Annotated in this window: 15 protein-coding genes; 11 read left to right on the top strand and 4 right to left on the bottom strand. The window is 41.0% G+C overall.

The window, feature by feature from the left end; translation table 11 throughout:
* Positions 1-19 precede the first annotated feature (19 nt).
* The 9 genes from ACSBQN_RS17520 to trmL all read left to right on the top strand — a co-directional run bounded on the left by ACSBQN_RS17520 (position 20) and on the right by trmL (position 9,474).
* Positions 20-1,120 carry an EpsG family protein gene (locus tag ACSBQN_RS17520; RefSeq protein ID WP_434991761.1) on the top strand — a complete coding sequence of 367 codons (1,101 nt, stop codon included), beginning with the start codon at positions 20-22 and terminating at the stop codon, positions 1,118-1,120.
* Positions 1,121-2,194: a glycosyltransferase family 4 protein gene (locus ACSBQN_RS17515; protein WP_354633030.1), complete on the top strand. Its 1,074-nt coding sequence runs from the start codon at positions 1,121-1,123 to the stop codon at positions 2,192-2,194.
* Complete coding sequence (locus ACSBQN_RS17510; RefSeq protein WP_354633031.1) at positions 2,191-2,991, top strand: glycosyltransferase family 2 protein; 801 nt, start codon at positions 2,191-2,193, stop codon at positions 2,989-2,991. Before ACSBQN_RS17515 ends, ACSBQN_RS17510 begins: the two co-directional genes overlap by 4 nt.
* A complete protein-coding gene (locus tag ACSBQN_RS17505) occupies positions 2,991-3,542 on the top strand; it encodes an acyltransferase (protein ID WP_354633032.1) in 552 nt (183 codons plus the stop codon). Before ACSBQN_RS17510 ends, ACSBQN_RS17505 begins: the two co-directional genes overlap by 1 nt.
* Positions 3,524-4,516: a hypothetical protein gene (locus tag ACSBQN_RS17500; protein WP_354633033.1), complete on the top strand. Its 993-nt coding sequence runs from the start codon at positions 3,524-3,526 to the stop codon at positions 4,514-4,516. Before ACSBQN_RS17505 ends, ACSBQN_RS17500 begins: the two co-directional genes overlap by 19 nt.
* Entirely contained in the window at positions 4,513-5,913 is a 1,401-nt protein-coding gene (locus ACSBQN_RS17495) for a mannose-1-phosphate guanylyltransferase/mannose-6-phosphate isomerase (protein WP_354633034.1), read from the top strand. Before ACSBQN_RS17500 ends, ACSBQN_RS17495 begins: the two co-directional genes overlap by 4 nt.
* Positions 5,914-5,915: 2 nt before the next feature.
* Positions 5,916-7,280 carry a phosphomannomutase CpsG gene (locus ACSBQN_RS17490; protein WP_354633035.1) on the top strand — a complete coding sequence of 455 codons (1,365 nt, stop codon included), beginning with the start codon at positions 5,916-5,918 and terminating at the stop codon, positions 7,278-7,280.
* A 94-nt stretch (positions 7,281-7,374) separates the two neighbouring features.
* Entirely contained in the window at positions 7,375-8,916 is a 1,542-nt protein-coding gene (locus ACSBQN_RS17485) for a phosphoethanolamine transferase (protein WP_354633036.1), read from the top strand.
* A gap of 54 nt (positions 8,917-8,970) precedes the next feature.
* On the top strand, positions 8,971-9,474 hold the full coding sequence (trmL, locus tag ACSBQN_RS17480; RefSeq protein ID WP_024473666.1) for a tRNA (uridine(34)/cytosine(34)/5-carboxymethylaminomethyluridine(34)-2'-O)-methyltransferase TrmL: 504 nt from the start codon (positions 8,971-8,973) through the stop codon (positions 9,472-9,474).
* Positions 9,475-9,547: 73 nt separating this feature from the next.
* On the opposite strand, the gene cysE is transcribed toward trmL, so the two are convergent.
* From cysE to ACSBQN_RS17460, 4 genes are all read right to left on the bottom strand, one after another.
* Complete coding sequence (gene cysE / locus ACSBQN_RS17475; RefSeq protein ID WP_024473667.1) at positions 9,548-10,348, bottom strand: serine O-acetyltransferase; 801 nt, start codon at positions 10,346-10,348, stop codon at positions 9,548-9,550.
* 33 nt (positions 10,349-10,381) lie between these two features.
* Positions 10,382-11,395 carry an NAD(P)H-dependent glycerol-3-phosphate dehydrogenase gene (gene gpsA, locus ACSBQN_RS17470; RefSeq protein ID WP_004240117.1) on the bottom strand — a complete coding sequence of 338 codons (1,014 nt, stop codon included), beginning with the start codon at positions 11,393-11,395 and terminating at the stop codon, positions 10,382-10,384.
* Complete coding sequence (gene secB / locus ACSBQN_RS17465) at positions 11,395-11,868, bottom strand: protein-export chaperone SecB (RefSeq protein WP_004236643.1); 474 nt, start codon at positions 11,866-11,868, stop codon at positions 11,395-11,397. The genes gpsA and secB overlap by 1 nt, the downstream gene beginning before the upstream one ends.
* Before the next feature lie 71 nt (positions 11,869-11,939).
* The gene (locus ACSBQN_RS17460) at positions 11,940-12,377 is read right to left on the bottom strand and encodes a rhodanese-like domain-containing protein (protein ID WP_004236644.1); all 438 of its coding nucleotides are present in this window, start codon (positions 12,375-12,377) and stop codon (positions 11,940-11,942) included.
* A 354-nt stretch (positions 12,378-12,731) separates the two neighbouring features.
* On the opposite strand from ACSBQN_RS17460, the gene envC reads away from it, so the two are divergent.
* Both envC and ACSBQN_RS17450 read left to right on the top strand, forming a co-directional pair.
* Positions 12,732-14,015: a murein hydrolase activator EnvC gene (gene envC / locus ACSBQN_RS17455; protein ID WP_024473668.1), complete on the top strand. Its 1,284-nt coding sequence runs from the start codon at positions 12,732-12,734 to the stop codon at positions 14,013-14,015.
* Positions 14,016-14,021: 6 nt separating this feature from the next.
* Positions 14,022-15,095, top strand: coding sequence for a divergent polysaccharide deacetylase family protein (locus ACSBQN_RS17450; protein ID WP_024473669.1), 1,074 nt, complete (start codon positions 14,022-14,024; stop codon positions 15,093-15,095).
* Positions 15,096-15,127: the final 32 nt, after the last annotated feature.

The following is a 15,127-nucleotide window of genomic DNA, read 5'->3' as shown; positions in this document are numbered from 1 at the left end:
TATACAGTAGACTAGAAAAATGCTAATCAATTCACAACTTCAAATTATTAATTTAGTCACTATACTTTCCTTTGTTTTTCTTATTTTTATATCAATGATTAGAATTAAAGGAAAAGCTTTCATATTCATATCAATATCCGCATTTATAGTTATAAGTAGCTATTACCCCAGCATTAGAACGACTAATTATGGTGATACCTTTAGCTATTATAAGTATTACCTTGATATAAGAGACAATGAGTCATTTGAACCAGCCTTCAAATTACTCACACAATTAGCTCAACTTTCATCCATCAGCTTTAAACATTATCTTACTATAATTAGCCTTATTTCATCTTTATTTTTAACTATCAGCATATACAAAATCAATCAACATTTAACAAACAATAATAAAATTTTAGTTATAACATTATTTTCTTGCTTATGTTTCTTTCCCTACTACTATATGTTTTACGAAGTAATTAGAGAGGGAATATCGACATCGTTATTATTTTTGGCTATATATTTTTTATCACGGAATAAAAAATTCACCTTCGTACTTCTAGTTATCATTAGTTCCTTATTCCATAAAACCTCTCTTATTTTTCTACCATTGCTCTTATTTACAGATTTAAAAATAAATAGAAACTGGTATTTATTTTTGTTAGTAATGATAATTAGTCTTGCTTCACCTGTAAAAAACATATTGTTATCGATGGATATATCACCCTTGGTTAACAAACTTCTTATATTTTATTCACAGGATTTATCTCAATCAAAAACAGTTTTTATTAGATACTTACTTATATTTTTCTATTCTTACGTAATATATAATTATTGTACTGACAATGAAAAGAAAACTCTTATAATATTACTATTCATGGTTCTAATTTCTAGTTTATTTTATAGCTTCCCAGATATGTATCGACGGTTACTAATAAAAATAGAATTCATCTCCTACCCAATATTAACACTCATTAGTCTAGAAAGAGCCAATTATTATTTTAATTGCAAAAAAATACCAATAAATATAAACTTGTTATTTGCAGCCTCTCTATTTTTATATTATGCTTTATTTCTATCAAACTACCATGCTTTTTATAACTTACTCAATATAAATCCTATATACTATATAATCTAAATGAAGAAAATATTATTTTACCTTCCTTCCCTTGCTCCTGCAGGTGGTATAGAGCGTGTCACATCAACTTTAATGAATAAATTAGCCAAATACTATGACATTACTGTATTAACAAAGGATTCAAGGGCTTCATTTTATTCACTTCATACAAACATAAAACATATCAGCCTAGAAGCACATGTTGGCTTGAATATGAAAAATCGCCTTAGCCGAGCATTTGCTCTAGGTTTAAACTTATTAAAAACTATTATAAAATTAAAAAAGACAAGTTTGAACAATTTTGACTATATATATATAACACACCCACTATCGCATATTGAGCTTTTATTATCCAACGCAAAATATTCAAAAATAGTTATATCTGAGCATGGAGCATCAAATAATTATAATCATATATACCGAATAATAAAAAAAATAACTTATAAGTATTGTCACGCTTATTGCATTCCCACAAAAAATGATGTGATTTATTATTCACGTGAAAACTTCCCCGTGAAATATACACCACACTATATGCCTGACTTAAATTATCAACCATCACCCCTTAATAAAAAAACAATACTAAACATAGGCCGATATACTGATGACAAAAAACAATTAACTCTCTTAAAGATATGGAACGATATATCAGATAAAGATAAGTCTGGATGGCATTTAAATATTGTTGGTGATGGTGAGTTAAAAGATATCCTTCAGCAATATATAGTTGAAAATAATTTAACCACATCAGTGACTCTTCTTCCTCCACTAAAAAATGTTGAAAAATATTATATGAACTCATCTATTTTCGCATTGACTTCAAGAAGTGAAGGATTTGGCATGGTTTTACTTGAAGCTACCGGATTTGGATTACCACTGGTATCTTTTGACTGCCCATCAGGACCAAGAGATATAATAAGTGATACCAATGGTTTCCTGATAAAAATGGATGATATACACACCTATAAAATGACATTAATACGGCTAATGAACAATAATAATTTATTACATGAACTCAGCTCAGGTTCCTTATGTACTGCAAAGTTCTGGTCCGATGATAATATTACAAAAATATGGAGGGATATTTTCTCATGAGAATATCCGTTATTATACCAGCCTATAATAGTGAAAAAACGATTACCGATGCTATACGCTCTATTGATAATCAGGTCATAGATGACAAAATAGAAATAGAAATTATTGTTATTGATGATGGTTCAACTGACAGCACACAAAGTTTAGCTAATTCTTATAAAATAAGTAGTAGTTATACACAGTTAAGAGTTTATCATAAAACCAATGGTGGCGTTTCATCTGCACGAAATTATGGCCTTAAAATATCCTCTGGTGAATGGATTGCCTTTCTGGATTCTGATGATAAATGGCTACCAAACAAATTACAACGACAACTAGATATAATTAAAAATAATCCTAATATTAAATTTATTGGGACCGCTAGGAATAATGAAAGACTCAGCATTTTAGGTCGGAAAATCAATACTCTTTATGAAGCATCAGTAAATGATTTACTAATAAAAATGTTCCCACAAACATCAACTGCACTAGTAAAAAAAGATCTCTTGGATCTTGTTGGTTATTATAATGAAAAGATGACGCACTCAGAAGATGGAGAGCTTTGGATTCGATTATGTCAGCATGGTGGTTTTTATTATTTACCTGAATCACTGGTTATCACTGGTAATGGAAAGAAAAATTTTGGTGAAAGTGGACTGTCTGCAAATTTAAAAAAAATGCAGCATGGTACCATGCTAATGCTAGATATATGCTATAAAAACTCAGTGATAACATCATGGTATAAATATCAACTCCTCCGTTTATTTTACAAAATAAAATACTGGAGACGATTAATTATAAGTATGAGAAAAAAATAATGTTATATAAATTAAAGTGGTTTTTATCTGCTTTATTCCTTAGCTTATTTTGTAAAAAAATAAAATTCCCTTCTTATTTTAGCATTCCTATTTTTTCTATTGGATTAAAAAAAGTATCGATTGGGAGACGTGTACGAATCTTCCCAGGATCACGATTCGAAGTTCATAATAATGGTTTCATTCAAATAGAAGATAATGTTGGAATTGGTCAAAATTTTCACATTACCTCCGCTGGTACATTAATTATTGGTAAAGGGACAATAATTACAGGAAATGTTTGTATTACAAATATAGTGCATGAATATCGTGAAATTGATAAACCAATACTCGAACAAGGTATTTTGGTCAAAGACACTATAATTGGAAAGAACTGTTTTATTGGCTATGCTGCAATTATACAAGCAGGAACAAATCTAGGTGACCATTGTATTGTTGGTGCTCATTCTGTTGTATCTGGCGAATTTCCTAGTTACTGTGTAATTGCTGGCACTCCTGCAAAAATAATTAAGAAATTTGATTTTGGTAAAAATGAATGGGTCAGAATACATTGACAAACAAGAAAAAAAAGGTTCTTCTTTTTTCTCCTAATTTTTTTGATTATGATAAATCAATAGCTGATGCTATGAAAAAACAAGGATATGATGTAATCTCTTATGATGAAAGACCTTTTAATTCATTTATTGGGAAAGCAATCCTACGATTTAATCTTAATTTTCTTATAAAAAAACACGTTAATAAATATTTCTCATCAAAAATAACCCCATTACTAAATAATATTGATTATTTAGTAATAATAAATCCAGAATCCATTACTCCTGAAATACTATCTCGTATAAAAAAGAATAAAAAAAATATATCTATAATTATATACATGTGGGATTCTTTTAAAAATAAAAAAAATGCACACGCTCTTATTCCGTTTAGTGATTCATTTTTTACATTTGATCCTGCTGATGCAGTTAGTTACCAAATCAATCACCTTCCTCTTTTTTATATTCCAGAATATGACTTCGGTCATGCCGATAAGAATTTTATTTATGATTATGTTTTTATTGGTACTGCACACTCAAATCGCTATAATTTAGTTAAAAAAATAACGGAGAATTTTAAAAATACATTCAAATTTTTTTACACTCCAAATAAATTAGTTTTCCTATATAAAAAATATTTTTTAAATGAACTCCCTGGATTAAAATATTCCGATGTATCATCTAATTCAATGTCAAGAAATGAGGTGATTGATATTGTAAGAAAAAGTAATGTTGTGATTGATATAAATCATCCATTACAGATTGGTCTAACTATGAGGACTATTGAAACCCTAGGAGCTAGAAAAAAATTAATAACAACAAATAAAGAAATAGAAAATTATGATTTTTATCATCCTAATAATATCTTAATACTTACAAATGATGTATCTAATATTGAGATAACAGAATTTAAAATGAAACCATTTGTATGCTTAGATGAAAAAATCCATGGAAAATATAATTTAAATAACTGGGTCAGGAGATTACTTTCATGACTAATATAGTTCCCGTTATAATTGCTGGTGGATCAGGTAGCCGCTTGTGGCCTAGCTCACGGGAAAATTATCCAAAACAGTTCTTATCGATCTTCGATAAAAACTCTCTATTACAGAATACCATTCTTCGTATCAATACTTTGAAATGCGAGAAACCATTAATCATCTGTAACTCAGAACATCGCTTCATTATTGCTGATCAATTAAAAAACTTCACTTTATCGGGTATAATTCTTGAACCAAGAAAAAAAAATACAGCACCAGCTATAGCATTAGCTGCTTTTAATGCTATAAAAAATGGAACTGATCCACTGCTTTTAGTTTTACCCTCTGACCATATCATTAAGAATAATAATGGGTTTATTGATGTGGTTAATAAAGCAAAAAAAATAGCCTCCGATGGTTATTTAATTACGTTTGGAATTGTTCCTGTATCTCCTGAAACTGGATATGGTTATATTCAGAAGGGAAGCTCGATTTCTGAGGAAATATTTAAAGTTTCTTCATTTAAAGAAAAACCAGATCATGAAACTGCGATAAATTATGTTTCATCCGGTGACTACTATTGGAATAGTGGAATTTTTTTATTTAAAGCATCCGTCTATCTAAATGAGTTAAAAAAATACTCGCCTGACATTTATAAATATTGTGAACTTGCATTACAGAAATCCCGATGTGATCTCGACTTTATCCGCGTAGATGAAGAAGAGTTTGAACTTTGCCCTTCTGATTCAATTGACTATGCTGTTATGGAAAAAACAGACCTATCGGCAATGATACCTCTGAATGTAGGATGGAGTGATATTGGCTCCTGGTCTGCACTCTGGGAAATAAGTGATAAAGATAAAGATGGCAATGTTATTAGTGGAAATGTTTATACAAAAAATGTTTCTAACTGTTACATATCCTCCACTGAACGAATCGTTGCTGCTATTGGCCTAGATAATATCGCTATAGTAGAAACCAACGATGCCATTCTTGTCACTCATAAAAATCAGGTTCAGTCAGTCAAAGATATTATAAACTCACTCAAAGAAGATAATAAATATCACTATATTAAACATAGAAATGAATTGAAACCTTGGGGCTCACAAGACTCCATAGATGAAGGTGAACGTTACCAGGTTAAAAAAGTAGTTCTCAAGCCTGGTAATAAAATCTCCTTACAAGTTCACCATCATAGAGCTGAGCATTGGATTGTTGTTTCGGGTACAGCCAAGGTAACTAAAGGTGATTCATCTTTTATACTGACAGAGAATGAATCAACCTTTATACCAATCGGTGAAATTCATTCGATAGAGAATCCAGGTAAAATTCCTTTAGAGTTAATTGAGGTTCGTTCCGGAAGCTACCTTAATGAAGATGATATTTTAAGATTACCGGAAGTTAAAAAATAATTATGAATCACTTAACATGTTTCAAAGCCTATGATATCCGAGGACAAATTGGCAATAATTTAGATGAAGATATTGCCTATCGGATTGGGCGTGCCTATTGTACATACCTGTCTCCTTCAGATGTTGTTGTAGGGTGTGACTGCCGAAACAGCTCAGAAGCTCTTAAACATGCCTTAATCAAGGGAATAACTGATTCTGGGTGCAACGTTATTGATATTGGTATAGTCGGTACTGAAGAAGTTTATTTTGCTACAAGCTATCTCAATGCTGATGGTGGTATAGAAATAACAGCAAGTCATAACCCTATTGATTATAATGGAATGAAATTAGTCCGAGAAAAATCTAAACCGATCAGTGGTGACACCGGATTAAATGAAATCAAGCGACTGGCTGAAAAAAATATATTTCCTACTTCCACTAAAAAAGGGCTGACTTCCCGGCTATCAAATTTATCTCCATATGTAGACCATCTTTTTTCCTACCTTGATTCATCTTCAATCAAACCGCTGAAGTTGGTTATTAATTCAGGAAATGGTGTTGCAGGTCATGTAATTGATGAAATTGAAAAGCGATTTCAGGCTTTAAATATCCCAATATCTGTTATTAAATTATTTAATAATCCGGATGGTAATTTTCCTAACGGCATACCTAATCCTTTATTACCTGAATGCAGAAAAGATACGCAAGATGCAGTAATCCAACATAAGGCTGATATTGGTATCGCCTTCGATGGTGATTTCGACCGCTGCTTTTTCTTTGATGAAAATGGTACTTTCATTGAGGGGTATTATATTGTTGGGATGCTCGCTGAGGCCTTTCTTCAAAAAGAACCAGGTGCAAAAATCATACATGATCCGCGACTTAGTTGGAACACTATTGATATCGTCAATAAAGCAGGCGGTATTCCGGTTCTGTCAAAAACAGGCCATGCTTTTATTAAGGAAAAAATGCGTAAGGAAGATGCCATTTATGGTGGTGAAATGAGTGCACACCACTATTTCAGGGATTTTTCTTATTGCGACTCCGGTATGATCCCATGGCTTTTAGTCATTGAATTACTCAGTAAAAAATCAGTTTCTTTATCACAGTTGGTTAAGCAATATATTGCTAATTACCCAGCCTCTGGTGAAATAAACTCAGTTCTGGATGATCCGAATAAATCCATTATTCGTGTAACTGAATATTTCCAAAATGATGCTATTACTATAGATATGACTGATGGCATTAGTATGGAGTTTAATGAGTGGCGCTTTAATTTAAGATGTTCTAATACAGAACCAGTTGTCCGATTAAATGTAGAATCTCGTGCTGAGATTAAACTAATGCACGAAAAAACAAAGCTTATTCTTGATCTTCTTCGAAAATGATAATACTGCATTGATATCAAGAATAATTTAGTTATTATACCCCTGATGCAATAAACTGCCACAGGGGTTTTATTTTAAATAAATATCACAATCCATGACCACCAATAAACCGATACTAAAAAAAATCGCCCTTTCTTTTTTGGCTTTAGCCGTAATTTTCTATACTTCTAAATTAATGCTAAAAGGCGTGGGTTCGCATTCCTCTGAAGGCAGTGCTTTTTTATTGAGTATTCTGATTATCATCTTTAACTCATCTAAAAAAGCATTTTGGTATGTAATATTCCCGTTCACACTCCTCTATGCTATTTATTCACCTATCGGACTAATTTTTGGCTCACCTAATTATCAGTATTTGGCATCAATATTTGCTACTGACTTACTGGAAAGTAAGGAATTCTTCTCGCAACTCCCACTCTATAATTATTTATATCCTTTTATTATTATCTTTGGTTTACTGCTGTTTCGTTTTTTAACAGTAAAATATAATATTGATTTCTATAAGAACAAAACTGTTTTATGTATTTTTGTTTTCTTTGCTCTGTTAGATCAATCTCCCTTTTCTTACTTTAAGACGATAATTAATTCGGCTCAAAAAGTAAAAGATGAATTGGTGAATCTCAACTATACCAAAGCAGAAAGTACTTGGGATGAATCTGTTCTGACAGATAAATCAACGTATGATACCTATGTTCTCGTTATTGGTGAGAGCGCCAGAAAAGACTACCATAGTGCATACGGTTATCCGGTTATTAACACCCCTTTTATCAGTACCGAAAAGGGTCTGTTGGTTGATGGCTTAACGTCTGGTGGCCCGAATACCATTTCTTCTCTGCGTCTTATGCTCACTCACCCCGATAAAAACAACTGGGAACCGGACTATACGAAAAGCTTTATTGATTTAGTCAATTCTGCCGGTATAGAAACCTACTGGATATCAAACCAGGGCTATATTGGTGAGTTTGATACTCCGATTACTGCTATAGCTAAAAATAGTACCCATAAAAAATACCTGAAATACAATGATTTTGAATCTAAAAATACCAGTGATTTTCAATTACTTCCTTCTATCCGGGAAGCCATTGAGTCTCACCCACGGAAGAAAAAACTCATTGTTGTTCATTTATACGGTTCTCATCCACAGGCATGTGACCGGATAGATGATTATAAGCTTATTGTTCCGGTACAGGATAAAAAATACAGTTACCTCAATTGCTATATCTCATCAATTAATAAGACCGATAATTTTCTTAAGGAAATTTACGGCCTTCTTGAAAATGAATACAAAACTCAGCATGCCGCATTCTCTATGGTCTATTTCTCGGATCATGGTTTAGCACACCGGGAGATAGATGGTGTCATTCACTTTAATAATAATCGGCAGAGTAAACTGCATTACGAAATTCCGCTGTTTATAACCAGTTCTGATGCATCTGAGCATAAAAGCTGTAAATCGTTTAAGTCAGGACTGAATTTTACTAATGGCATCGCAGGATGGCTGGGAATTAAAAATGAACATCTTCAGTCTGACTACAGCTTGTTTGATTGCCAGGATGATCCTGATGATTACGGACTGCAAGAAAAAATCAAAAATTTCCCTGCAGAACTTGACCCCGCTATTGATATACGGGGAAAATAGTCAGCATTATTCCTGAAGCGGCCTCTGGCCGCTTTTCACTATCAGTAAAAAACCATGCTCAACATCGCCTTATTCGAACCTGAAATACCACCAAATACCGGTAATATTATTCGCTTATGTGCCAATACCGGCTTTCGGCTGCATCTGATTCATCCACTGGGGTTTACCTGGGATGATAAGCGGCTGCGGCGGGCCGGGCTGGATTACAGTGAGTTTGCTGATATCAAACATCACCATGATTATTATGCCTTTCTCGAAAGCGAGGGGCTGAGTTCTGATAATGCTCAGTCGCCGACTGGTAACCGGGTGTTTGCACTGACCACTAAGGGCACACCACGACACAGTAATGTCAGCTATCAGGCCGGGGATTATCTGTTGTTCGGCCCGGAAACTCGCGGATTACCGCCTTATGTGCTGGATAATATGCCTGTTGATCAGAAAATTCGCGTGCCGATGCTGCCGGACAGCCGCAGTATGAATTTATCCAATACCGTTGCAGTAATTGTATTCGAAGCCTGGCGGCAGCTGGATTATGCAGGGGCGTTATTACGGGATTAATGTGTTCTGTATTTCAGTCACAAAAAAGACAGCCTTGGCTGTCTTTTTTACTTTTGGCTGCTGAATCAGGAAACTAAATCCCCTCGCACCCGTTAAAGTGCTGATCCATATCCAGGGAGGGTTTATCGCAGCCCGGTTTGCCGACAATCTTTGCCGGTACGCCAGCAACGGTGGTGTGTGCCGGAACCGGGTGCAGAACCACGGAGCCTGCACCGATTTTGGCACCGCGTCCGATTTCGATATTACCGAGGATTTTTGCACCTGCGCCAATCATCACGCCTTCGCGGACTTTCGGGTGGCGGTCACCGCCAGTTTTGCCGGTACCGCCGAGGGTGACGGACTGCAGGATGGAGACATCATTTTCCACTACCGCCGTTTCGCCGATGACAATGCCGGTTGCGTGATCAAACATAATGCCGTGGCCGATTTTGGCGGCCGGGTGGATATCCACACCAAATGTCACGGAAACCTGGTTCTGAAGGTAAGTTGCCAGAGCGCGGCGGTTCTGGTTCCACAGCCAGTTGGCGATGCGGTAAGCCTGTAAAGCGTGGAAGCCCTTCAGGTAGAGTAGCGGCGTGGAGTATTTATCCACCGCCGGATCCCGCAGGCGGACGGCTTTGATATCCATTGCGGCAGATTTAATCATCTGCGGATCGTTGTGATACGCCTCTTCCACCACTTCACGGACAGAAATCGCCGGCATGGTCGGGGTTGCCAGTTTGTTGGCCAGCATAAAACTGAGCGCGCTGCCCAGATTTTCATGCTTGAGTAATGTCGCATGGAAAAAACTGGCCAGCATCGGCTCACAATCAGCAAAGTCCCGCGCTTCCTGCTTTATATAGCTCCAGACCTCTTCCAGTTCTTCGTAGGACATAATTACCTCACAGACTTCGGATAAAAAACGGGCTTAAAAGTGCTCACCTTCTTCTTTGGTGGCACGCCCCAACAGGGCACGGGCAGCTTCGAGCACATCTTTATTGCAGTAGAGTATTTGATAGATTTGCTCGGTGATAGGCATTTCAACGCCTGCACGCTCTGCCAGCGCACGAACTTCTTTGGTATTACGGTATCCTTCCACCACCTGACCGATACGCTCCTGTGCTTCATCCACACTCACGCCCTGCCCCATCATCATACCGAAACGGCGGTTACGGGACTGGTTGTCAGTACAGGTCAGCACGAGGTCACCCAGACCGGCCATACCCATAAAGGTAGACGGGTCTGCGCCTAATGCCACTCCCAGGCGGGTCATTTCTGCCAGGCCACGGGTGATAAGCGCGGTTCGCGCATTGGCACCAAACCCCATTCCGTCAGAGATCCCCGCCCCAATCGCAATGACGTTTTTCACGGCACCGCCAAGCTGGATCCCGATAAAATCCGGGTTTTTATAGACACGGAAGCTTTTTCCGCAGTGGAAAAGCTGCTGAACCTCATCCGCAAAGGCGGGTTCTGTCGCTGCGACAGCAATAGCGGTCGGCAGACCGGCAGCCAGCTCTTTGGCGAAAGAGGGACCGGAGATCATGGCCAGCGGGATTTTATCCCCGAGAACTTCACGTACCACTTCACCCAGCAGACGCCCGGTTTCCGCTTCCAGACCTTTGGTCGCCCAGATAATCCGGGCATCAGGCCGCAGCAGCGGTTTGACGCGTTTGAGCACGTCCCCGAACACATGGCTCGGCACCACCAGCAGAATATTACGGCTGGCCGCGAGGGCTTTTTCAAGGGAGGCTTCAGGGATCAGGGTATCCGGGAACGGGACATCCGGCAGAAATGCCTGGTTGGCACGATCGGCCTCAAGCTGGCGGATGTGTTCCGGATCATGCCCCCACAGCACCACACGGTGCCCGTTACGGGCCAGTGTGATCGCTAAAGCGGTGCCGTATGAACCGGCACCGAGTACAGTCATAGAAGCGTCTGTCATTATGCTTCCTGTGTACCTTCCTGCGCAGCCTGCTGTTGTTCCTGCTGCTGCAGATAGTTCATGAACAGTGCATCGAAGTTAACCGGTGCCAAGTTCAGCTGAGGGAATGTACCGCGGCCGACCAGGCCTGCGATGCACTCACGGGCATACGGGAACAGGATATTCGGGCAGTATGCACCCAGGCAGTGTGCCAGTTGAGTACCTTCCAGACCGCCGATGGTGAAAATACCGGCCTGCTGAACTTCACACAGGAATGCGGTTTCTTCGCCCATAGTCGCTGTCACAGTGACGCGCAGAACGATTTCATAAACGTCATCAGCCAGTTTGGTTGAACCGGTATCCAGATCCATCTTCACTTCCGGCTGCCACTCCTGCTGGAAAACGGCAGGTGCATTCGGCGCTTCAAAAGAAATATCTTTGGTGTAAACGCGCTGAATGTTGAAAGACATTTCTGTGTTTTGTTGTTCTGACATAGTGTTACCTTTTGATATCCATATAAAGAGTGTGAGTTACAAAGGGGATGTTCCAATCATCCTTTGCCGGATTACTTTTTGCTGCGGGAAAGCGGTAAGTTATCACCGGTCCAGCCGGAGAGGCCGTCTTTCAGCACAAATACACGTTCAAAACCGGCTTTGAGCAGGCTTTCAGCCGGTTTGACCAGCTCCATACCGTTGGCGGAAACCAGGATAACAGGACGGTTTTTGTGTTTTTCCACTTCACCGAGGTTGTTGTCTTTAATTTCTGACGGCGTCAGATTGACCGCGTCAATGATATGACCACGGCGGAAATCGTCCCGGGTACGGGTATCCACGACAATCGCTTCTTCTTTATTAATCAGTGCGATAGCAGTAGAGCGCGGAATAGTTTTCACTTTTGAAAACAGTCCTTTGACAGTCAGTACGATGACTGAGATCAGTAACGCGACCCATACAAGGCTGATAATAGGGTGCTTACTGACAAATGGCATAATTTCTTGCAGCATGGGGGACAATAACTCCCGTTGGTTAATAACAAAGATCAAAGGGCAGAAGTATACCTGTGTGCCGGTTCAAATACAGCCGGTCTTGCCCGGGTTATGGCTGTTTTCATCGTAATTTTGCGGCGCATGCCGCGAAAATTCATTTTTCCGACAGACAGAGGGGTTAATTTACCATTGATTCACGGCTAAGGTAAAAAACAAACGCAACAAATTCACGGTGAATCTCCGCCGCCGGATTGTCCCGAAGTGTAAATCCCGGATAACAGGACTGGTAACGCTTTAAATGGCATGGAATAATTGCAGTTTAGAATAGTTAAATACGATCGTTTCTTTGGCGTAACGGCAGGGTCAGATAAATTGGCGCATAAGCACGTTTTCCGCACGCATTCCCGCCGGGTGTCCCCCGGTGTCCGCACATTACTGGCAGCTCTGCTGTTGCCGGTCTCTTTTGCTGTTTCTGCCGCCAATACAACCACCGCTGATGCCAGCAAGAATGAGCTGAAAAATCTCCAGCTGAATATCGCGGAGAAAGAAAAGAGCGTCAAAGAGCAGCAGGGAAAACGCGCAAATCTGTTAACCCAGCTGAAAAATCAGGAAAAGGATATCGCCGCTGCCGGCCGTGAACTCTATTCCACGCAGAAAACCCTGAAACAGCTCGACAGTGAAATCACCACTCTCAGCGCAGAAATCAAACAGCTGGATGCGAAGCAGAAAGCCCAGCGGGCGCTGCTGTCAAAACAGCTGGATGCCGCATTCCGTCAGGGGCGTCATCAGGGTATTGAACTGATTTTCAAGGGTGAGGAAGGCCAGCGCGATGAGCGGATCCTCGCCTATTACACCTATATCGGTGCCGCGCGGGAAAAAACCATTACAGAGCTGGAAGAGACCACTCAGCAGTTGCACGCCCGCCGCCAGACCGAGCAGCAAAAACGCGCAGAGCATAAAAGCCTGCTCGGCAAACAGCAGACTGAAAAGAAAAAGCTGGATCGTGCCCAGACCGCCCGGAAATCCACCCTGACTGAGCTGGAGCGCTCGCTGAAAGCTGATCAGAAAGATTTGCTGGTAATGCGGGAGAACGAAAGCCAGCTGCGTAACAAGATAGCCAAAGCGGAGCGCGAGGCCAAAGCCCGTGCGGAACGCGAAGCCCGTGAAGCCGCCCGTATCCGCGAGAAACAGGCGCAGGCGAAGAAAAAAGGTTCCACCTATACCCCGACTCAGGACGAGCGCTCGCTGATGTCCCGCACCGGGGGACTGGGCCGTCCGGCCGGTCAGGCTATCTGGCCGGTGCGTGGTCCGCTGCTGCACCGGTTCGGTGACAGTATCTCCGGCGAACTGCGCTGGAAAGGCATGGTAATCGGCGCGCCGGAAGGCACACAGGTAAAAGCAGTGGCAGATGGCCGTGTCCTGCTGGCAGACTGGTTACAGGGTTATGGTCTGATGGTGGTGGTCGAGCATGGTAAAGGGGATATGAGCCTTTACGGTTATAACCAGAGCGCACTGGTGAATGTGGGTGATCAGGTGAAAGCCGGTCAGCCGATTGCACTGGTGGGCAGCAGCGGAGGCCAGGAAAGACCGGGCCTCTATTTTGAAATCCGGCGCCAGGGACGGACGGTTAACCCGCAGCCCTGGCTGGGGAGATAGCACACAGTGACTTACCGGCAGAAAACCAAAAATATCGTACTGACTTCGTTACTTTTTATCACTTCGTCACTGATAACGTTTTCTGCCGCTGCGGCGCAGCTCGCCATTGTGATCGATGATTTCGGTTACCGCAAACAGGATGATAACCGCATCCTGGAACTGCCGCCGCAGGTCTCCATTGCTATCCTGCCGAACTCCCCGTTCGGCAAAGAAATGGCGGAGAAAGCACACCGCCAGGGCCGTGAAATTCTTATCCATATGCCGATGGCACCGATCAGTAAACAGCCTCTGGAACGCGATACTCTGCGCCCGTCCATGAGTGCCGCAGAAATTGATACCCTGATTAAAGCCGCGATTGCCCGGGTGCCGTATGCCACCGGCATGAATAACCATATGGGCAGCGCGATGACCTCTGATCTGACCGCCATGCAGCATGTGATGGCGTCCCTCTCCGGCTCCGGTTTTTATTTCCTCGACAGCGTGACCATTGGCAGCACCAAAGCGACACAGGCCGCACAGGGAACACCAGTTCGCGTACTGCGCCGCCAGGTTTTTCTGGATAATGTGCAGACAGAGGAAGAGACCCGCAAGCAACTGAACCGGGCTGTTGCTCTGGCACGCAAACAGGGATCTGTGATCGCTATCGGGCACCCGCATCCGTCGACGGTCCGCGCACTGCATAAACTCATCCCGCAGCTGCCGCCGGATATTCAGCTGGTGTCGCCGGGATATATGCTGACGCATGCCGGTAAACCATCCGCTGTGAAACCGCAGCCGGAGAAACCGGTCGTGCCGGTCAAACCGGTGGTGAAGGAAAAACCGTGGCTGACACCAATGACAGAGCAGTGTGAGGGTAAAGCAGAGGTCGGCGGGGAGTTCTACACCAACTATATCAATCTGCTGACGGAAGCACTCCTGAGAGATCAGATGAACGGCAAAGTGGCGGAAGTCCTGTTATCCATCCGCATGGCTCTGCCGCAGCCGGATACCGCGCCGCCTGCGGCAAAAGAGTCAGTCAGCACTGACCTGAAGGCCGCAGAGAAAGTACCGGCTGAACCGGCGGCAGAGACTCAGCGATAGCAGGACCGGGATAACCAGCCCGGCCGACAGTA

This window comes from Morganella sp. B601, from assembly GCF_051172335.1.
GTDB lineage: Bacteria > Pseudomonadota > Gammaproteobacteria > Enterobacterales > Enterobacteriaceae > Morganella > Morganella morganii.
The sequence above is the reverse complement of the archived record's forward strand: the minus strand, read 5'-3'. Positions and strand labels throughout refer to the sequence as shown.